The organism is Streptomyces sp. NBC_01288, assembly GCF_035982055.1.
In the GTDB taxonomy this organism is placed as follows: Bacteria; Actinomycetota; Actinomycetes; order Streptomycetales; family Streptomycetaceae; genus Streptomyces.
Window position 1 is genome coordinate 2365413 of the sequence record NZ_CP108427.1, and the last position, 18913, is coordinate 2384325.

Below are 18913 nucleotides of genomic sequence, written 5' to 3' on the forward strand. Positions count from 1 at the left end.
CTCAGGAGGGCAGCGATGCGCACAGGAAGACTGACCGGATCGATGGTGGGGATCATCGTCCTGACCCTGACGGCCGCCGGCTGCGGGCTGTCCGGCAGTTCGGGCGACAGCGACTCCACCGCGGGCGGCTGCAAGGTGGACAAGGGCAACGTCGGGTCCGGGAAGCTCACCGGCTCGGTGAAGGGCAGCATCACCTTCCAGACCACCAACTTGAAGAAGGACTTCGGGACGTTCTTCAACGGGGTCATCAAGTCCTTCGAGAAGGCGCATCCCGGTACGTCGGTGAAGTGGATCGACGATCCGGGCGACAGCACCTTCACCCAGCGCACCGTGGCCGACGCCCAGGCCTGCACGCTGCCGGACGTCCTCAACCTCAACTCGGAGACGGCGACGGCGCTCACGAAGGCCGGCTACCTCCTCAACCTCGGCGTCAAGGACCCCTCGGTCGGCAAGCCGTTCGTCCCCGCGTTCTGGAAGTCGAGCACCTTCAAGGACGCCTCGGGCTCCGCGCTGCACACCGTGCTCCCCTGGTACACCGGCGGCATCGTCCTGACGTACAACACCGACCTGTTGAAGAAGGCCGGGATCGACCCCGCGAAGCCGCCGACGACGATCTTCGGGCTGTTCGCCGACTACGAGAAGATCGCCAAGTCGGCCAAGGGCAAGTACTACGCGACGATGGCCAATCCGATCTGGCGCATCCCCGCGGACTTCGACCAGATGAACATCAAGACCCTCTCCAGCGACGGCAAGTCGGCCGTGTTCGCCGACGATCCGCGCACCACCCAGTGGGTCGCCTGGATGGCGAAGCTGTACAAGGAGGGCGCGATGCCGAAGGACTCGCTGTCCTCCAGCAACGACCCGTCCACGCCGTACACGCAGGGCAAGGTCGCCTACGGCTCCACCAACCCGAGCTATGTGCGGTTCGTGAAGCAGAACAGCCCCTCGATCTACGCCAAGACGGGCGTCGGGCAGCAGCCCTTCGACGCACTCGGCCACACCACCGGCGCCCCGCAGTACATCTCGGTCGCCGCGACCAGCAAACACGCCCCAGTGGCACTGGCGTTCGCGGAGTACCTCACCGACGCCGAGAACCAGACGGCATGGGCCAAGGATCCGGACGTGGTGATCTTCCCGACGACCACCACCTCGCTGAACGACCCGTTCTTCCAAAAGGCAAGCGGTGACGACCAGTTCGCGCAGGCCCGCAAGCTCGTGGCGGACCAGCTCAAGACGACCACGGCCTACCAGACCAACCTCTCGCCGGCCGTGCAGAACGCGATCGTGTCGCAGGTGCAGTTGGCCATGCAGGGCAAGAAGAGCGCGGCGCAGGCCGTGAAGGACGCCCAGGCGAAGGCCGACGAGCTGCTGAAGCAGGCTGGTTGATGGTGGCGACGCAGACCGCGAAGCCGGTGACCGTGCCCGGTGCGGAGGCCGTCGTCTCCGCACCGGGCACGTCCCGCATACGTAAGTTCGCCCGCGCCGTCCTGCCCGGCCCCGCCCCCGGCGCCAACGGTGCGTCCCTGTACCGCCGTTGGTGGCTGCCCTGGCTTTGGACCGCTCCAGCGATCGTCTGCGCGGCGGTGTTCGGGGTGTTCCCGTTCCTCAACACGCTGCTGCTGTCGTTCACGAACGCCAAGCCGCTCGGCGGCGCCGCGAACTTCGTCGGGCTCTCCAACTACACCCGCATGCTGGGCGATTCGGACTTCTGGCTGGCGACCCGCAACAGCGTCCTGTACGCCGTGATCGTCGTCCCGCTCATGGTGCTGCTGCCCCTCCTGCTGGCCGTCCTGGTGGAGAAGAACCTCCCCGGCATCGGCTTCTTCCGCTCGGCCTTCTACACCCCGGTGCTGGCCTCCAGCGTGGTCGTCGGTCTGAGCTGGCAGTGGCTGCTGGCGGACGACGGGCTGGTCAACACCTGGCTGGAGAAAGCCCACTTGATCCGGTCGGCGATCCCCTTCCTCTCCGACTCGTGGCTGATCCTGCTCTCCGCGATGGGCCTCACCCTGTGGAAGGGCCTCGGCTGGTACATGGTCTTCTACCTGGCCGCCCTCGGGAACGTTCCAAAAGAACTGCACGAGGCCGCGTCCATGGACGGCGCCGGTGCCGCCCGCCGCTTCTGGCACATCACCGTGCCCGGCGTACGCCAGGCGATGATGCTGGTCGGCACCCTCACCGGCATCGGTTCGCTGCGCGTGTTCACCGAGATCTACATGCTCGGCAGCTCCACCGGCGGCCCCGGCGGCGCCGACCGCACGCTGCCCTTCTACATCCGGGACGTCGGCCTGGACCCCATCACCGGAAACGCGGGCTACGGCTCGGCGGTGAGCGTGGCGCTGTTCGTCCTGACCCTGGGACTGACCCTGCTGGCGCAGCGCCTCACGAAGGAGGACGAGTCATGACGACGACCGCCGTGCGGCCCAAGTCCCGCCGCCTGACGCCCCGTTGGCGTGACTACGGCCGCCCTCGCGAACTCCTCGTCCGCTACCTCCTGTTGCTGCTGGTCCTCGGCCTCACCGTAGGGCCCCTCATCTGGCAGCTCCTGGCCTCGCTCAAGGGCACCGGCGAGGACGTCTTCGGCGCGAACGCCTCCCTGCTGCCCCACCACCCGACCCTGCACGCCTACCGCGAGGTCTTCAGCCAGGTCCCGGTGGCGACGTACATCAAGAACAGCCTGATCGTGGTCGCCCTCTCGGTCGGCAGCCAGCTCCTGTTCTCCACCACGGCCGGCTACATGCTCTCCAAGCCCGCCTGGAAGGGCCGCAGGTCGGTCTGGATCCTCCTGGTCGCCTCCATGATGTTCCCCTTCGAGTCGATCATGGTGTCGCTGTTCCTGAGCATCCGCGACCTCGGCCTGGTCGACAGCGTGGTGGGCGTGTGGCTGCCCGGCTTCGTCGGCGCGATCAACGTCCTGCTGATGCGCGGCGCGTTCCTCGCGGTACCGCGCGAGATCGAGGACTCGGGGATGCTGGACGGCGCGAGCGAGTGGCAGCGCTTCCGCTACCTCTATCTCCCGTCCGCGTGGGGCGCGATCATGGTCGTCACGATCAACACCTTCATCAGCGCCTGGGACGACTTCCTCTGGCCCCTGATCGTGCTCCGCTCCGAGGACCACATGACCCTGACGCTGGGCCTCTCCCGGTTGCAGAGTTCGTCGTTCGGCTACGACCAGCGCGTGGTGATGGCCGGTTCGGTGATCTCCGTGATCCCGGTGCTCGTGCTGTTCGTCATCACCCAACGCTGGTTCTACAAAGGCGTTTCAGCGGGAGCCGTCAAGCTCTGAGGCGTACGACAACGGGCTCGACGGCGAGCGCCGCCCGCGCGGATTGCGCGACCCGAACCTCCACGGCACCGACCTGCTCCAACTGGTCGGTGCCGAAGGGGATTTCGACCCTACGGCGCTCCCCCGGGGCCAACTCGACACCCTTGAAGGCGTGCAGTTCGAGCGTGCGCGGCCACACCGGTGTGATCAGCCGCCGGATGTACACCTGGACGACCGAACGCCCGTGCCGCTTCCCGGTGTTGGTGACGTCGACCTCGATCACGTTCCCCGCGACGCGCGGCGGACCGTACTTGAAGCTCGTGTACGACAGCCCGTGCCCGAAGGGGTGGCGCGGCTCGGCGCCGGCATCCACGTAGCCTCCGTACTCGGTGTCCTTGTGGTTGTAGTAGACGGGGAGTTGGGCCACCGAGCGGGGCACGGAGACGGGCAGACGCCCGGTCGGTTCGGCGTGGCCGAGCAGTACCTCGGCGATGGCCTCGCCGCCCCATGGACCGGGGTACCAGGCGGTGAGCAGGGCGCCGGCATGTTCGGGGACGACATGAGGGCGGCCCTGGATCAGGACGACCGCCGTGGGTGTGCCGGTGGCGGTGACCGCGTCCAGGAGGGCGAGTTGGGCGCGGCCGAGGCTCAGGCCCGCGAGGTCGACGCCCTCGCCACACGTCATCTCCGAAACTGCGTTCCGCGCGGCCCCGTTGGCGTCGAAGTCCGTGTCGGGGGTACGGGCGCTGCTGCCGCCCAGTACGAGAACGGCCAGGTCGGAGGCGGCTGCCGCGGCGACCGCCTCGGGGATGCCGGAGAGGTCGTCGCCGGTGAGGGCGCAGCCGGGGGTGTGGCGGAAGTCGGTGCCGGGCGGGGCGAGTCGCCGTAGGCCTTCGAGGACGCTGACACCGGAAGGCTGTGGTGCCGTGTAGTCGCCCAACTGGTGGGTGGTGGTGGCTGATTGGGGGCCGATGACCGCGATACGGGAGACGGTCGCCGGGATGGGCAGGACGTCGCCGTCGTTGTGGAGGAGGGTGACGGCGGCTCGGGCGAGGGCCGTGCTCAGCTCTCTGCCCTGATGCGGGGACGGGAACTCGCCTGTGCTGTAAGGCCGTTCGAAGAGGCCCAGCCGGAACTTCAGGCTGAGCACGCGCGCCACGGCGGTGTCGATGGCCTCCTCGGTCACCAGTCCCCGCTCGACCGCCTCCTCCAGATGTGTGAAGCCCTCGTCCCACAGGCTCAGGTCGACACCGGCGTTGAGTGCGAGCGCGCCCGCCGAGACCTTGTCGCCGGTGATACGGGCGAGCCGGTCCACGGCAAGCCCGTCGGCCATCACCAGGCCCTCGAAACCCCAGTCCTCGCGCAGGAGTTGGGTCAGCAGGGCGTGGCTGCCGGAGCAGGGCAGGCCGTCGACCTCGTTGTAGGCGGACATGAGGGCGGCGGCACCTGCGCGGACTCCGGCGCGGGCGGCGGGGAGGTGGATCTCGTGGAGTTCACGGAGGCCGAGTTCGGACTCGGCGGAGTTGCGGCCGCCGACCGTGGCGCCCTGGCCGGCGAAGTGCTTGAGGACGACGGGGGCCTTGTCGGGAGCGAAGCCGTCGCCGGGCTCGCCCTGCATCCCCCGCACCAGCGCCTCGGTGAGGCGGGCGGCGAGGTGCGGGTCCTCGCCGAAGCACTCCTCCGTGCGGCCCCAGCGCGGGTCGCGGGCGATGTCCAGGGCGGAGACGAGGGCCAAGTGACCGCCACGGGCGCGGAGTTCGGCGGCGGCGTGGGCGGCGGCCCGCTCATACAGGTCGGGGTCCCAGGTGGCGCCGACGGCCAGGTTGACCGGGAGGACCGTACCGTCCAGGGCCATGTGGCCGTGCGGCACCTCCTCGACGAACAGCGCCGGGATGCCGAGCCTGCTGCTCGCGATGACATGGCGTTGCACCAACTCGGCCAGCGCGGCGCTGTCTTGGGCGCCGGGGCCGTTGGTGTGGTCGACGCCGGACCAGGCGTCGGCGCGGAACAGGCCGTAGAGCGCGCCGAGTCCGGCGAAGCGGTCGGTCTCGGCGCGGAGGGCGTCGGTGAGTTCGAACCCGTCGGGGCTGTCGGGAGTGCGGCGGTAGGCATTCCAGCCGTACATCCGCTGGTTGAGCTGGCCGACCTTCTCGCGCAGGGTCATACGGGCGCGGAGGTCGGAAACCCGGCTGTCCACAGGGGCGTTGGGGTCGCGGTAGACGGGGACGGTGGTGTCGGTCATCGGGTGTCACCGTCGTAGGCGAGTCGGGCGAGGGCGACCGCGCCCCGGCAGCCGTCCGGTACCCAGTCCAGGGTCAGGCCGAGGGTGTGGAGGCGGGCGGTGAGGAGGGTCGTGAGCGGGCCCTCGGGGCCGAGCAGGCCGCCGGTGGCGACGATTCGCTCACCCGGGGCCGGTTCCAACGCCCTTACCGTGTCGGTCAGTTGGTCTGCCGCCTCGTCGAGGATGCCTTCCGCCACGACGTCCTTCTTTCCCGCCGCCTCGACCACCAGCGGGGCGAACCGGGCGAGGCGGATGGGGAGTTCGGCCATCACGGCGGGGAGTACGTGCATGCGGTAGGCCTCGCGGTGGGCGCGGGACCAGTCGCCGTCGCCGGGCAGTTCCTCCGCCGGCACTCCGAGCGCCTGTCCGACGGACCCGGCCAGCACGGTCGTAGGGCCGCGTCCGTCCGCCATGCGCAGGGCCGCGCGTACCGCGCTGCGGCCGATCCAGAAGCCGCTGCCGTCGTCGCCGAGGAGCCAGCCGTCGCCGTCCACGGTGGCCGTGGAGCGGCGGTCGGTGATGCGCAGGGCTACCGCGCCGGTGCCGGCGACCAGGGCGAGGCCGTCGGCGGGGGTGCCGGGGGCGGAGGCGAAGGCCGCCTCGATGTCGCTGCGGACGCGCACGCGGCCGGTGGGGATGCCGAGGCGCTGGAGCGCGGCGGTGAGGGCAGTGCGGGCGTTGACGTGTCCCGGCTCCTCGGTGGAGGCGGCCGTGGCGCCCGCGAAACCGCCGGACACGGCGACCACGCGGGCGCGCGCCCGCTCCGGGACGGCCTGCCCGATCGCCTCGACCAGGTGGTCGGTAAGGCGCGGTACCGGGACGGTCAGGGCGTTGCCGGGCCCGGCCGCGCCCTCGGCGAGAGGGCGGCCGTCGTCGGCGGCGGCGAGGACGACGCGGGTGCGGGTGCCGCCGGCGTCGAGGCCGACGACGAGGTCACCGACGAATTCTTGGTTCAAATCATTGCTCATCACTGACTATGGTGGTTGATACATTCGCGCAGAACAAGAGCCAAAGACACAGACAGGGCAAGACCGGACCTGGGGAGGATCCCATTCCTACGCTCCGCTTCGGCGTCAACTACACGCCGCGCCGCGGTTGGTTCCACTCCTGGCACGACTTCGACCCGGCGCACGCCCGCGAGGATCTGGCCCAGATAGCCGGGCTCGGCCTGGACCACGTCCGGATCTTCCACCTCTGGCCGCTGCTCCAGCCCAACCGCACGCTGATCCGCAGGGCCGCCGTGGACCAGTTGGTGCACCTCGTCGACCTGGCGGGCGAGGCGGGTCTCGACGTGCTCGTGGACGGCGTCCAGGGTCATCTGTCGAGCTTCGACTTCTACCCGGAGTGGACCCGCGGCTGGCACCACCGCAACGTCTTCACCGACCCGGAGGCCATCACCGCCCAGGCGGAGCTGATGCGCACGCTGGGCAGCGCCCTCGCCGACCGCCCGAACCTGATCGGCCTCCAACTCGGCAACGAGCTCAACAACTTGGTGGAGCACAACCCGGTGACCGTGGCCGAGGTGGACCACTATCTCGACACGCTGCTGGCCGCCGCCCGCGAGCACCTGCCGCCGGACCGCCTCGTCACGCACTCCGCGTACGACGCCGCCTGGTACGGGGACGACCACCCGTTCACCCCGGAGGCCTCGGCCCGCAAGGGTGATCTGACCACCGTCCACCCGTGGGTGTTCTCGGGCGACTGTGCCCGCCGTTACGGTCCGCGCTCGCCGCAGGTGCTCCATCTCGCCGAGTACGGAACGGAGTTGGCCAAGGCGTACGCCACCGACCCGGCCCGGCCTGTCTGGGTCCAGGAGACCGGCGCGCCCGAACCGCACATCCCGGCGGCGGACGCCCCGGAGTTCGCGCGGGCGACCGTGCGCAACGCGGCCGAGTGCGAAGGTCTGTGGGGTGTGACCTGGTGGTGCTCGCACGACGTGGACCGCTCGCTCGCCGACTACCCCGAACTCGAATACACGCTGGGCCTGTTCGACTCGGCGGGCCGCCCCAAGCCGATCGCCGAGGCCTTCGCCGAAGCCGTCGCGGAGCCGCACACCGTCCACCTCCGCGATACCGCGTTGGTGTTGGACTGCACCCCGGCCACCCGCTCGGTGTCCGGGCCGGGAGGGGCGTACTTCGAGGAGTGGATGCGGTTGCGCACGGAAGGCGTCCGGCCTGCGGTGGTGCTGGCCGAACGGGCGCAGGACGCGGGGTACTTGGCGGCGCGGGGCATCAAGGAAGTCGTACGCCTCCCATAGCGATCACGCGCCCGTCAGTAGCTCCGCGACCGCCCGCAGGTTGACCCGCCCGCGACCGTAGGAGCAGAGGGCGCCGCCCTCCGGCAGTCCGGTGTCGATCAGTACGGCGTCGGGGCGCCGGGCCGTGAGCGTGTCGCGCAGCCGGGTCTGCCAGGGGTGCAGGCCGGCGTCGGAGGTGGCGACGACCAGCGGGGCGCCCGTCCGGACGATCCCGTCGACGAGGGCGGCGGGGTCGGCCGGTTCCGTGTTGAGCACGGTGCCGGTGGCCGTGGGGTCGATCGCGCGGAGTTCGGTGAGGAGATCCTCGCCGCCCCAGTTCAGGGCGGGGTGCGGGGCCGGGAACAGGTCGACGACGTGGGCGCCGCGTATCGGCGGGGGCAGGGTCCGGGTGCGTACGGCGCGGCGGGCCGCCTCCAGGCCGGCGTCCGCGTCCCAGGCGGTGACCGTGCGGCGCGGGGTCGCGTACCGCTCGGCGAGCCGGCGTACGCGCCCGGCCGCCTCCCACACCCGCTCCTCGGGCAGCACGTGCGAGTGGAGCGCGTCGAGGACTGCGTCCCGGCAGGCCAGGGTGACGTCCAGGTCCGGTACGGCGACGATGACTTGGTCCGCTCCGGCGGCGAGGGCGATCCGGGCCCCGGCGGCTTCGCCGTACGCGTCGGCGATCGCCTTCATCTCCAGGGCGTCGCTGACGAGGACGCCGTCGAAGCCGAGTTCGAGGCGGAGCAGATCGCCGAGGATGCGGCGGCTGAGGGTGGCGGGGCGGTTGGCGTCCAGGGCCGGGAAGACGACGTGGGCGCTCATGAGCATCGGTACGCCCGCGGCTATGGCGGCGCGGAACGGTGCCAGGTCGACGAGGAGTTCGTCGTAAGGGCGCGGGTCCGTGGCGACACCGTGATGGCTGTCGGTGATTGTGCCGCCGTGGCCCGGGAAATGCTTGGCACAGGAGGCGATGCCGCGGACGTCGGTGGCGGTGATCCAGGCGCGCAGATGGCGGGCGGCCAGGACGGGATCGGCGCCGAAGGAGCGGGTGCGCACGATCGGGTTGCGCGGTTGGTGCTGAAGGTCGGCGACGGGTGCGTACGAGGCGGTGATGCCCAGTGTGGCGAGGTGACCTGCGAGCGCGTCGGCGCAACGGGCGGTCAGGGCCGGGTCGTCGACGACTCCGAGGGCGTAGGAACCCGGGACGTCCGGGGCGCCCGCGCTCACCAAGTGGCCGATTCCGCCGCCCTCGTTGTCGATGGCCACGAGCAAGTCCGGGCGGATGGAACGGAGTTGGTCGGTGAGCCGGCGCACCTGCTGAGCGTCGCGCACATTGCGGGTGAACAGGATGACGCCGCCGAGGCCGCGGTCGATGAGCCGCTTGAGCGGGTCCGGCACGGTCGTCGCGCCGTCGAACCCGGCGACCAGACAGCGGTGGGCCGCCTCGTCGAGGTCGGCGGGCAGGGCGGTGACGGCGGCGGACATACGCTCGGCGTGGGTCATACTGGAATTGAAATGGCTCGCTCAACCTAAAGTCAACAAACCGATGGATTGTTGATTCAGGCAATGATCTGGGGTGGTGGCGTGAGTGGTGGAGCGGGCGGTGAAGTGGGCGGTGTCACAGATGATGCCGATGGTGCGCCCGGTGCGTTCACCCGGGCCCTTCAAGCCATTCAAGCCGTCCGCGTCGCCCAGCCGCCCGCGCCCCTTCCGCTGACGGACACCACGACGTCATACCGGACGGGAACGTTTCGCAACGTGTCCCTGCTTCCGCTCGAAGAGATCCCCGGGCCGCTCCCCGTCTCCACCGCCGGCCCCGACGCCACTCCGACCGCCCCCGTCCCCTTCCGCCTCCCCCGCCTCCCCTCCGCGGCACGCCTCGCCACCAGGATCCTGACCCTGCTGCCCCTGCTGCTGATCGCGGTGTGGGCGGCGGTCGACTGGCGCGCCATGTACGACGGCACGGCCCGGCTCGCGTCCGCCGACCCCTGGTGGCTGCTCGCCGCGTTCTTCTTCACCTGCCTCGGCTGGGGCACCGCCGCCCTCGTCCGCCAGGGCGCCGTGCCCGAGCGGCTGCCGACCGGTCTGCTGATCGCCTCGCAGTTCGCCGCCGGCGCCGCCAACCACGCGCTGCCGGCCAGCATCGGCGCCCACGCCGTCACGCTGCGCTTCCTCCAGGGCCGCGGCATCCCCCTCCCCCGCGCCACCGCCTCGCTCGCCCTGTACTCACTCGTCCGGCCGATCGCGAAGACCATCGTGCTCATCGCCTTCCTCATCGCCTTCCCCGAGATGCTGAGGTCCGGCCAACTCGTCCCGCGGGGCTGGTCGTTGGTCCTCGCCTTCGGCGGGCTGGGGGTCGCGTTCGGCACGGCAGGCCTGCTCCTGGCCGTCGTGCCTCCGCTGCGCCGCCCGGTCCTCCGCTGCTTCCGCACCGCCCTGACCGACGTACGGCAGTTGCACACCATGCCCAGCCGCATCCTCGCCCTGTGGGGCGGGGCGGCCGCCGCGCCGGTACTACAGGCGACCGTGATCTTCTCGGTCGGCGCCTCGCTCGGCATGCCGCTGTCCTGGCCGCAGGTCGTCCTCGCGTTCCTCGCCGCCAGCACCGCGGTCGGCGCCGTGCCCGCACCCGGCGGGATCGGTCCCGTGGACGCGGCGACGGTGTTCACGATGGTCGCGTTCGGCGCCCCCATGGACGTGGCCACGGCGAGCGTCATCGGCTACCGCGTCCTGACGGTGTGGGTGCCGTTGCTGCCGGGCGCGTTGATGCTGTCGGCGCTGGTCCACCGGAAGGTGCTGTGACAGACATCCCCCTGTACATCGGCATCCCGCCCATCCGTCCGCATCCCCTTGTCCGTCGAAATCCCCTTGTACGGCCACCCGTTCCGCGTCTAGCGTCGCTGCTCATCGGCGTGTAGCTCAGCAGCAGAGCACCGGGCTCTTATCCCGGAGGGCGCAGGGGCAGGACCTGCCACGTCGGCTTATGAACGACGACGCTGACCAGCAGCACCTCACCGCGAACCCCGGCTATGCCCAAGGGCAGTTGGCCAAGGCCTTCACGACCGCGCTGACCCACGGGGACACCGACACCCGCCGTCGCGCGGAGAGCCGCGTGACGCGCTGGCGTGCCGTGCTCGCGGGGATGGCCGGCGGCCTGCTGTCGATCGGTTCGCGCACCCCGGTGGCCGGACTCCCGGCCTGGGTCACCCCCGAGGTGGTGCACGGCAGCTTCGCCACGGGCACCCCGAGTGCGGGCGGTCCGCTCCAGCCGTACGAGACGCGGCTCGCGGAGCGGTTCGGCGTGCCCGCGGACCGGCGGGCGCTGTTCGCGCACTGCCTCACCGACACCGGACTCGCCTGGCTGTGGGGGCAGTTGAACAGCGGGCGGTACGAGGTGACCGTGCCCGAGGAGGGCGCGCTGCTCACCATGGCGTGGCTGGTGCGGCACGGGGAGACGGCCGCCGCCCTGGACCTGGTCGCGGAGTTGGAACCGTTCGCGGATCAACTCCGTTTCCTGCCGCGCCCGTCGACCGGTCGGCCCGCGCCGGACGTCACCGACGCCCTCCACCGCCGCAGCGTCTCCGACACCGTGGACCGGCTGGTCCGGCGACGCCCGAACGCGGCCGTGGAGACACAGCGCGAGGCACTCGCCGTATGGCAGCCGTTCGGGGACGAGTTGCTCGCGCACTGGCTGGAGACGGCGGGCGGGGAAAACGGGCCGGTGCTCGAACTCGTCCCGGACGCGGACTGGTTGGAGCGCGGTGCCGGCCTGTTGAGCCGATACCGGCTACTGGCCGAGGAGCACACGCGCTGCGGGAAGCACCGCGACCCCAAGGGGAACCTGGGCATTCTGCGCGGCGCGCTCGAAGAGAACGTCGCCGGGCGGGAGTTGGACGCGCGGCGGCTCGGGCTGCTGCGGCACGCCGTAGCGTCGATGGTGCTGCGGCGCGGTCTGCCGGGCTCGGCACCTCACACGGAACTGCGCCGCGTACAGCGGGCCCAGGCCGCGCTCCCCTCCCATCACGCCCTGGCGCAGGTGCTGGTGGGCCGGCTCGCCGGGCTGCCCCAGGAGGCGGGCATCGCCGACCTCACACCCGTACTCGCCCCGGTCTCCGAGCCGGAGCAGCGGGAGACCGGCCTGCCCGCCGGTGCCCAACTCCCGCCCGTGCTACGGCGGGTGGTCGAGGGCGCGCTCAGCGCACCGGTATCCACCCTCGTGGAGCGGGGAGTCGTCCCCTCGGCCGAGGTACTGGCCGAACTGGTACCGCGGTTGGTCGCCGTCACCACCGCACGGGCCTACGACGACAAGGCGCTGCGGACCCTGATGGCCACGAACTACCGCGCGTTCCGCAACCGCCGTTCGCTGCTCCTGCTCAACCTGGAGCGGCAGGTCCGGATCGAGGAACTGCCCTGGGTACGGGCGGTGGCCGCGCAGCGCGGCGACGGCACGGCTGAAGCGGCCCTGCTGCTACGGCAGTTGGGCGAACTGGCCGTGCGCGGGTTCCCGGGCACGATCCTGCCCAACCCGCTCGTGCGCGAACTCGGCGTGCTCGCCCGCCAGTCGGAGCTGGGCGCCCCGCTGGTGGAGGAGCTGGCCGCGGACATCTTCATGGACGCCTTCGGCCCCAAGTTCCTTGTGGCGGCCGGGATCGCGGGCGAGTTGCTCGGTGGTTCGCTGTACGAGCGGTACTACGGCGTCGACTACGCGGCGATCCATGACCTGGCGATCGCCGAGACGAGCGAGGCGGCGGGACGGTCGGACGGGACCGGGTCAGGGGCCGGGCCTCGCACGTCCCCGGGGTTCGCGCGGCTGTGCGCGGAGCGGGCCGCGGCGGCGTCCTCGGCTCCGGCGGGGCCGAAGTCCGGTTCCTCGTCCGGGTCCTGGGTGGCGGCCAACGGCAAGGTGATCGAGCAGTCCCAGATCCTGACCACGCACAACCTGGCCACGCTGGTCCACCGGGTCGGCATCGCCCCCGAGCCGGGCTGGGCCGACCTGGCGCGCCGCTGCTTCGGCACCGTGTGCCGGCTGACGACCCGGGTGCATCACAACCCGTGGCCGTACTCCACGATCAAGGACGCGGCGTACGCCTGGCGGCAGTTGGTGTTCCACCTGTCCCTGTGCCCGCCCTCCGAGCAGCGGCGGGTACTCGACGGCCTGGACGCGGAAGCGGCCCGCCACGCTCCCCATGTCGCCGCCCGCCTCGCGCCCGCGCTGGCCGGGCTGCGCCTGGTCGCGGACGGCGGCGCCTTCGCCCCCGACGGCACGGCGGACGGGGGCCGCGCCCGCCGACTCCTCGGCTGGACCACGGACGGCCACTGGCTGGCGACGGACCCAACCGCCGTAGAGACAAAGGGCAGTTGAGAGGCCCGCACGCCGGCAGCCGCTAGGACCCGTCGGCTGCCGCGCGCACCGCCGCCTCCGTCAGGGTCTTCGCGGTGTCTACGGCGCTGGTGATCGCCTCGTCGGGGGTGAGGCCGCACTGGTCGGTGAGGGTGAACAGGGCGTCCGCGGCCATGACCACCGCGAGGCCCCTCTTGAGCTGGGTGAACGCGTCCGGGTCGGTCTCCCCGAGGGTGGCCGTCAGGGGGGCGAGGGCGTGGTCGATGAGGCCGAAGCGGATGCCGGGGCGCATGTTGGCCGTGTCGGGGCGGACGATGGTCGCGGCCATCATCGCGCGCACCCCGCCCTGCCGGGCGAGGGTGCCGCGGAGCAGGAACTCGCAGGCGAACGCGATCCGTTCGACCGGATCACGGGAGTCGGCGACCGGGCCGAGCGCGTCGACGGGGTCGGGCCAGACACCGGCCAGGGCCTCGCCGATCAGCGAGGGCAGGTCGGGGAAGTAGCGGTAGGCGGTGGCCTCGGAGACCAGGGCGACGCGGGCGACCTCGGGCATGGTCACCTCGCTGCCCGTGCCGATCAGTCCGCGCGCCGCTTCGACGATCGCCGTACGGGTGCGCTTCTTCTGGTTGCTGCGGCCCGTGTCCGTCTGTGCTGTCGCCATCGGTGCGTCACTTCCCCGTATTCGCTCGTCGTTGCCGTCCGTCTCCCTCACGTTATCACGACAAGCTCTCATTGTGAGAGTATGCTTGCATAACGAGAGATGCCCGCCTACTGTTCTGAGGGCGCGCCACAGCGCAGCGAGCGCTCAACTGGCGCCACACACAAGGGAGTCGGCGATGAACGAGGTTTCCGTGGTCGGTCCGGACGACGGCGAGTCGATCCAGCTGGGCCCGGTCACGATGCGCATCCTGGAGGACGGCAGCACCACCGGCCACCGTCTCGGCATCGGTGAGATCACCCTCGCCCCGCACACCCAGGGCCCGCCGCAGCACCGCCACGCCCAGCACGACGAGGGCTTCTACGTCGTCTCCGGCACCGTGCACTTCACCATCGGCGAGACCGTGCACGTCGCCCCGGCGGGCACCCTCGCGATGATCCCGCCCGGCGCCCCGCACACCTTCGCCAACCCCGGTGACGAGCCCGCGGTGATGGTCAACACCTTCACGCCCGACCTGTTCGTGCAGTACTTCCGCGACCTGCGGGACATGATCGCCGGCGGCCGGGAGTTCAACACCGAGTCGACGATCGAGACGATGAGCCGCTACGGCACGGTCCCCGCGACCGACTACGCCTGAGGCCCCTCGGTCGCCGCCTCACGGACCGTCCGTCAGGAACCGCCCGAGTTCGACGGGCCGAAGAACTCGATCTCGGCGATGGCCACTTGCTTGCCCCCGGTGGCTCCGTAGGCGGACTCGACGGTGAAGCGGACCGACGTGACCGTGCCGACCCGGAAGGAACGGCGCTGGGCTCCCGCGCCCTGGTCCAGGGTGATCTGCCGGGTGATCGTCTTGCCCTTGGCCGTGGTGATCTCCGCCTCGATCCGGTGCGGGAGCGCCGACTGGCTGAGCTGGTCGGGACGGGTGGAGACACCCGGGGTGATCATCAGGTCCAGCAGCCGGGTCGGCTCGTCGAACTTCGCCTCCAGCCACTGCCCCTTGCCCGACTGGGTCACCCCGGGCCCCCACCAGGTGTTGTTCAGCCGGTCGAAGGCCAGGTCCGGCTTATGGCCCGGGTAGGAACGGGAGGCGGTGACGCGGTCCGGGTAGACGGGGGCCCGCTTGGCGAAGTGGTCCTTGGTCGCGTCGACGCCGCGCGGGATGTTGACGGCCAGCACGATCAGCAGGGTCAGCACCACCGCCGCGCCCACCCAGGTCAGCACCCGGTCGAAGGTACGACGCAGCCGGGGCCGGTCGCCCGCCCACGGGATCTCCCCGTTCCGGAACGCGAACAGCCGTCGCCACCACGGGAGTTGGCCGGCGGCGCGCTCCTCTCCGGCCATGGGCATCGCACAGCGGGCGCAGTAGTGCCGGTCGGGCCGGTTGGCCGTGGCGCACCAGGGGCAGGGCACCCCGCCGGCGGCACCGGGTTCGACGCCGGGTGCCCGTACGGCCTGCGGGCGCGCGGCGACCGGGCGGCCGGGCAGGACCGGGGCCACGGACGGCGCCTGGCGGGGCTCCGGGTCGGAGACCGGGACGAGCAGGCGCCGGGCGCGCTCGGCCTCGGCTTCCGGTTCCGGTCGCGGTTCCGGTTCCGGGGAGGTGGCGGGGACCGGTTCGGTGGGGGCGGTGTCGGTCGTGGAGGGGGTGCGGGCGGTGGTGCCGTCGTGGTGGTGACCGTACGGCGCGTCAGGCGCGGGGGTCGGGGCGGGCGCCGGGTGGGGCGCGGGGCGATTCGTAGCGGCACCGGATGCCTGAGGAGTCGTAGAACCGCCGGACGCCTCGCCGCTCGCCGGCTCCTGGCGGGCGCCCGCGCCGACCGCGTCGTAGGAGCCGCCGGCGGCCAGGGCGTCCAGGCGCAGGGACAGGGCGTCGAGTCGGGCGGCGGGGTCGTCCGCGCCCGAACTCCCTTGTGCGGGACGCTGGTTGTCGGACTGGGAGAGGGCGTCCCAGCGAGGGTCACCACTGGCGGCCGGGGCTTCCCCAGCGCCCTGGGCGCGTTCGGCCGGGGCCCCGGTGCGGGCGCCCGCGCGGTCCGTCCAGCTGAGGACGGCGCCGCAGGCGTCGCAGAACGACTGGCCCGGTTCCGCGCGGGTTCCGCATTCGGCGCAGCTCTGGGTGGTCGTCATCTCTCGGGGTTCCTTTCGGCGAGCACGGTGGCGGTCACCTGGACCGTGTACGGCATGTGGGCGGGGCGGGCGGCGGCCACGAGGGCGTCGAGGCGGTGGGTGTCCAGGGTGGTCGGCGCGGGCAGTCGCAGGTGGACGTGCAGGCGCGGGCTGCGTTCGCCGGGTACCGGGCCGAGCGGGCGGGCGTCCCAGTCGGCGGCCCCGCTCTCGGTGATCTCCGGTTCGGCACCGAAGGCGAGCCGCACGGCCTCGGCCAGTCCGCGCCGGGTGCCGCGGATACGGTGCAGGTATGTCGCGGCGGCGACGGCGGCCCGCAGCCGCTCCTCCGGTTCGCTGCCGTCGGTCTCGGCACCGACCCAACTCCCCAGCCACTGAACGAAATCCAGCGGTGCGAGCGACGGCCTGAAGTACGTGTCGAGGCAGTCCAGCACATTCAGGATCGGCGCTACGACCTCGTCGAGCCCGGCGACGAACCGCTGAGCGAGGTCGTCGTCCGCGAACACGGCGGGCAGCATGGCGCCGATCGGCGCGGACGAGCCGAGGCCGTCAACTGACCCTCTCAACGCACGCCTCCCCATGGGCAGTTGACGGATTTCACGCGCCGTCTCCGATCACGCGGACGCGGTGGTCGAAGGAGAAAACCAGCGACGGCCGCTCCAGGTCGATGCGGTCGGTCGGGTCGCCGCGCTTGCCGGTGAGCGGGTCGGCGGGGTGCAGGACGACCTCGTCGACCAACTCGACGCCGGGCACCCGCTGGAGCACCGCGAAGACCTCCCCGGACTGCACCGGACGCCCGAACGGCCAGCCCTTTCCGTCCGATCCACCGGTGAGCGGGTCGAGGTGACGGTAGAGGGCGTCATGGGCCTGACGGCGCACCCGGTCGGTGTCGACGCCCCGGAAGGCGTGGACCGTGGCGACGACGGTGACGCCCTGGTAGAAGGGCGGCCCGACCGCCAACCGGGTCCCGATCAGCCGCCGTTCGTCGAGATGCCGGGTGATGCGGTCCAACAGGGCGTCCCCGGGGACCAGTTGCTCGAAGCGGAGTCGTCCGCCCGGGTCGGGCACTGCCTGCGGGACCACCAACACCCTTACCGCGTACGCCCCGTGCTCCTCCTCGTCGCCCTCCAGGCAGGTGATGCGCGCGGTCTCGGGGGCGGCCCTGCGGGACAGTTCCTCGTAGTCCCGGAGAGTGACAGCCCGCTCCTGGGCGCGCAGGGTGATCGGGGCGCGGGTCTTGGCCTCCTGGACGGTCTCGCCGTCGACTCCCCCGCGCGCGGCCTCGCGGTTGACGACCTCGGAGACGTACGGGATGGAGCTGCGCAGGATCTGGACCGCGCCGCGTGCCACGTTGCCGGACCGGCCGCCGCCGGTGCGGTAGCGGCGGGCGCGGATCACCGAGCCCTTGGGGGCGACCCCGCCGTACTGGCGCAGGGAGCCGTCGGGTTCGCGGACGGCGGGTCCGAAGGCGAGTTCGCCGGTGGCCGCGTCGAGGGTGATGTGGCGGTCGTCGGGGCCGGAGGCGGCGAAGTGCGGGACGACCTGCCAGTCCGTCCAGCCGTCGTGCTCGGCGGTCTGGAGGAGCAGCGGTACGGCGTCCCCGACGACCGGTGTGTGGGAGAGCCGCAGCCGTTGGCCGGGCAGGCCGGTGGACTCGCCGAGGGCCTCGTCGTAGACGGTGTCGGCGTGGACGACGGTGGTGGTGCCGCCGATGGTGAAGGCCTCGGCGGAGCGGACGGTCGGCGAGGTGGTGTAGAAGGGCTGGTCGGAGTGGGGTTCGGTGACGCGGCAGCGCAACCAGCCCGCTTCCTGGCCGCCGTTGCGGGACAGGGTGTGGCCGGCGGGGACGTGCAGGACGACCGCGCCGGGGCGGTTGAGGCCGCCGGTGCCGTCACGGTCCACCTCGCAGAGCTGCCAACCGTCGGCGGTCCACGCCTCCCACACCAGGGGCGGTTGGCGCGGGTCGACGCCGACTCCGTCGACGCGGCTGTCGAGTTCGAGGGCGAGGGCGCAGTGCGGGACGGCAGCGGTCAGGCCGAACAGCATGGAGTCGCCGGGGTCGGGCGACTCGGCGAAGCACATGACGTGGTTGCCCTCGGCGAGGTCGTGGGTGCGGTCGACGACCTGCTTGCCCCGGTGCTGCACGACCAGATGCCTCAACGCGCTGGGTACGACGGCGAGTTCGCGCTCGGTGGCGAAGACCACCGCCTCCTCGCCCTCCGTCCGCATGGTCGCGACCTCGGTGCCGAGCGGCACCTGGACCGCTTCCTCCTGGGGCGCGGACAGCCAGAACGTGACGTCGGTGCGGGCCGCGGACGGCGGGAAGAGCGTGATGCCGACCAGGTCGAGAAACGCCAAGTGGTTCTTGTCCGGTACCCGGTTGAGGCGGTAGACGATCTGGTCGGCCATGTGCGCGACCGTCTCGACGAGGGTGACGCCGGGGTCGGAGACGTTGTGGTCGGTCCACTCCGGGGCGCGCTGCTGGATGTAGCGCTTGGCGTCGTCGACGAACTGCTGGAAGCGGCGGTCGTCGAGGTTCGGGGAGGGCAGGGCCATCGGTCAGTTGTCGCTTTCAGCAGCCGTGCCGGGCGTACCGGAGGTGTCCGGCTCGTCGTGGGACGGGATGACGTAGAAGGGGAAGACGAGGCTGCGCGGGTTGTTGGTGCCGCGGATCGAGTAGCGGACGTCGATGTACAGCACGCTCTGCTCGGTGCCCGCGGTGACCTCGACGTCGTCGACCTCGATGCGCGGCTCCCAGCGGTCGAGGCTGACGTGCACCTCGTGCTGGATCCGGCCCGCGGTCTGCTCGTTGACCGGTGCGAACACCAGGTCGTGGATCGCGCAGCCGAAGTCGGGCCGCATCGGACGCTCGCCCGGCGCCGTCGACAGGACGAGCCGGATCGCCTCCTCGACCTCGCGTTCCCCGCTGACCAGCGCGATGCCGCCGGTCGGCCCGATGCGCAGCGGGAACGACCAGCCGGAGCCCACGAATTGTTCGGCCATCAGACAAC

15 protein-coding genes and 1 tRNA gene are annotated in these 18913 nt (G+C 71.6%); 8 read left to right on the forward strand and 8 right to left on the reverse strand.

What is annotated here, in order from left to right:
• The first annotated feature begins 15 nt into the window (after positions 1–15).
• The 3 genes from OG194_RS10315 to OG194_RS10325 are packed head-to-tail and all read left to right on the forward strand — an operon-like array spanning position 16 to position 3283.
• Positions 16–1386 carry an extracellular solute-binding protein gene (locus OG194_RS10315; RefSeq protein WP_327400560.1) on the forward strand — a complete coding sequence of 457 codons (1371 nt, stop codon included), beginning with the start codon at positions 16–18 and terminating at the stop codon, positions 1384–1386.
• The gene (locus OG194_RS10320; protein WP_327400561.1) at positions 1386–2402 is read left to right on the forward strand and encodes a carbohydrate ABC transporter permease; all 1017 of its coding nucleotides are present in this window, start codon (positions 1386–1388) and stop codon (positions 2400–2402) included. Before OG194_RS10315 ends, OG194_RS10320 begins: the two co-directional genes overlap by 1 nt.
• The gene (locus tag OG194_RS10325; protein ID WP_327400562.1) at positions 2399–3283 is read left to right on the forward strand and encodes a carbohydrate ABC transporter permease; all 885 of its coding nucleotides are present in this window, start codon (positions 2399–2401) and stop codon (positions 3281–3283) included. The genes OG194_RS10320 and OG194_RS10325 overlap by 4 nt, the downstream gene beginning before the upstream one ends.
• Here OG194_RS10325 and OG194_RS10330 read toward each other — a convergent pair.
• Together OG194_RS10330 and OG194_RS10335 are read right to left on the reverse strand one after the other, a co-directional pair.
• Positions 3273–5504 carry a glycoside hydrolase family 3 N-terminal domain-containing protein gene (locus tag OG194_RS10330; RefSeq protein ID WP_327400563.1) on the reverse strand — a complete coding sequence of 744 codons (2232 nt, stop codon included), beginning with the start codon at positions 5502–5504 and terminating at the stop codon, positions 3273–3275. The two genes, OG194_RS10325 and OG194_RS10330, sit on opposite strands and share 11 nt — an antisense overlap.
• Positions 5501–6511: an N-acetylglucosamine kinase gene (locus tag OG194_RS10335; protein WP_327400564.1), complete on the reverse strand. Its 1011-nt coding sequence runs from the start codon at positions 6509–6511 to the stop codon at positions 5501–5503. The genes OG194_RS10330 and OG194_RS10335 overlap by 4 nt, the downstream gene beginning before the upstream one ends.
• An 8-nt stretch (positions 6512–6519) precedes the next feature.
• Here OG194_RS10335 and OG194_RS10340 point away from each other — a divergent pair, with 8 nt between their 5' ends.
• A complete protein-coding gene (locus OG194_RS10340) occupies positions 6520–7800 on the forward strand; it encodes a glycoside hydrolase 5 family protein (RefSeq protein ID WP_327400565.1) in 1281 nt (426 codons plus the stop codon).
• 3 nt (positions 7801–7803) lie between these two features.
• Here the strand turns inward: OG194_RS10340 and OG194_RS10345 are convergent, their stop codons facing one another.
• Positions 7804–9282 carry a glycoside hydrolase family 3 N-terminal domain-containing protein gene (locus OG194_RS10345; RefSeq protein ID WP_327400566.1) on the reverse strand — a complete coding sequence of 493 codons (1479 nt, stop codon included), beginning with the start codon at positions 9280–9282 and terminating at the stop codon, positions 7804–7806.
• Positions 9283–9537: 255 nt separating this feature from the next.
• Here OG194_RS10345 and OG194_RS10350 point away from each other — a divergent pair, with 255 nt between their 5' ends.
• From OG194_RS10350 to OG194_RS10360, 3 genes are all read left to right on the forward strand, one after another.
• Positions 9538–10581, forward strand: coding sequence for a lysylphosphatidylglycerol synthase transmembrane domain-containing protein (locus tag OG194_RS10350; RefSeq protein WP_327400567.1), 1044 nt, complete (start codon positions 9538–9540; stop codon positions 10579–10581).
• A 106-nt stretch (positions 10582–10687) separates the two neighbouring features.
• Positions 10688–10759 (forward strand) — tRNA-Lys (locus OG194_RS10355).
• A gap of 3 nt (positions 10760–10762) precedes the next feature.
• Entirely contained in the window at positions 10763–13141 is a 2379-nt protein-coding gene (locus OG194_RS10360; protein ID WP_327400568.1) for a hypothetical protein, read from the forward strand.
• Between the two features lie 22 nt (positions 13142–13163).
• Here OG194_RS10360 and OG194_RS10365 read toward each other — a convergent pair whose 3' ends face one another.
• Complete coding sequence (locus tag OG194_RS10365) at positions 13164–13781, reverse strand: TetR/AcrR family transcriptional regulator (RefSeq protein WP_327400569.1); 618 nt, start codon at positions 13779–13781, stop codon at positions 13164–13166.
• A gap of 175 nt (positions 13782–13956) precedes the next feature.
• Between OG194_RS10365 and OG194_RS10370 the strand changes: the two genes are divergently transcribed.
• Positions 13957–14415 (forward strand): cupin domain-containing protein, encoded by a 459-nt coding sequence (locus tag OG194_RS10370; protein ID WP_327400570.1) that lies wholly within the window; start codon positions 13957–13959, stop codon positions 14413–14415.
• A 32-nt stretch (positions 14416–14447) separates the two neighbouring features.
• Here the strand turns inward: OG194_RS10370 and OG194_RS10375 are convergent, their stop codons facing one another.
• From OG194_RS10375 to OG194_RS10390, 4 genes are read right to left on the reverse strand one after another with little or no spacing between them, the layout of a single operon-like run.
• Positions 14448–15905: a zinc ribbon domain-containing protein gene (locus OG194_RS10375; protein ID WP_327400571.1), complete on the reverse strand. Its 1458-nt coding sequence runs from the start codon at positions 15903–15905 to the stop codon at positions 14448–14450.
• Positions 15902–16468 (reverse strand): phage tail protein, encoded by a 567-nt coding sequence (locus OG194_RS10380; RefSeq protein WP_327400572.1) that lies wholly within the window; start codon positions 16466–16468, stop codon positions 15902–15904. The genes OG194_RS10375 and OG194_RS10380 overlap by 4 nt, the downstream gene beginning before the upstream one ends.
• A gap of 31 nt (positions 16469–16499) precedes the next feature.
• Complete coding sequence (locus tag OG194_RS10385; RefSeq protein ID WP_327400573.1) at positions 16500–18458, reverse strand: putative baseplate assembly protein; 1959 nt, start codon at positions 18456–18458, stop codon at positions 16500–16502.
• 3 nt (positions 18459–18461) lie between these two features.
• On the reverse strand, positions 18462–18905 hold the full coding sequence (locus OG194_RS10390) for a GPW/gp25 family protein (RefSeq protein ID WP_019062855.1): 444 nt from the start codon (positions 18903–18905) through the stop codon (positions 18462–18464).
• Between the last annotated feature and the right edge of the window lie 8 nt (positions 18906–18913).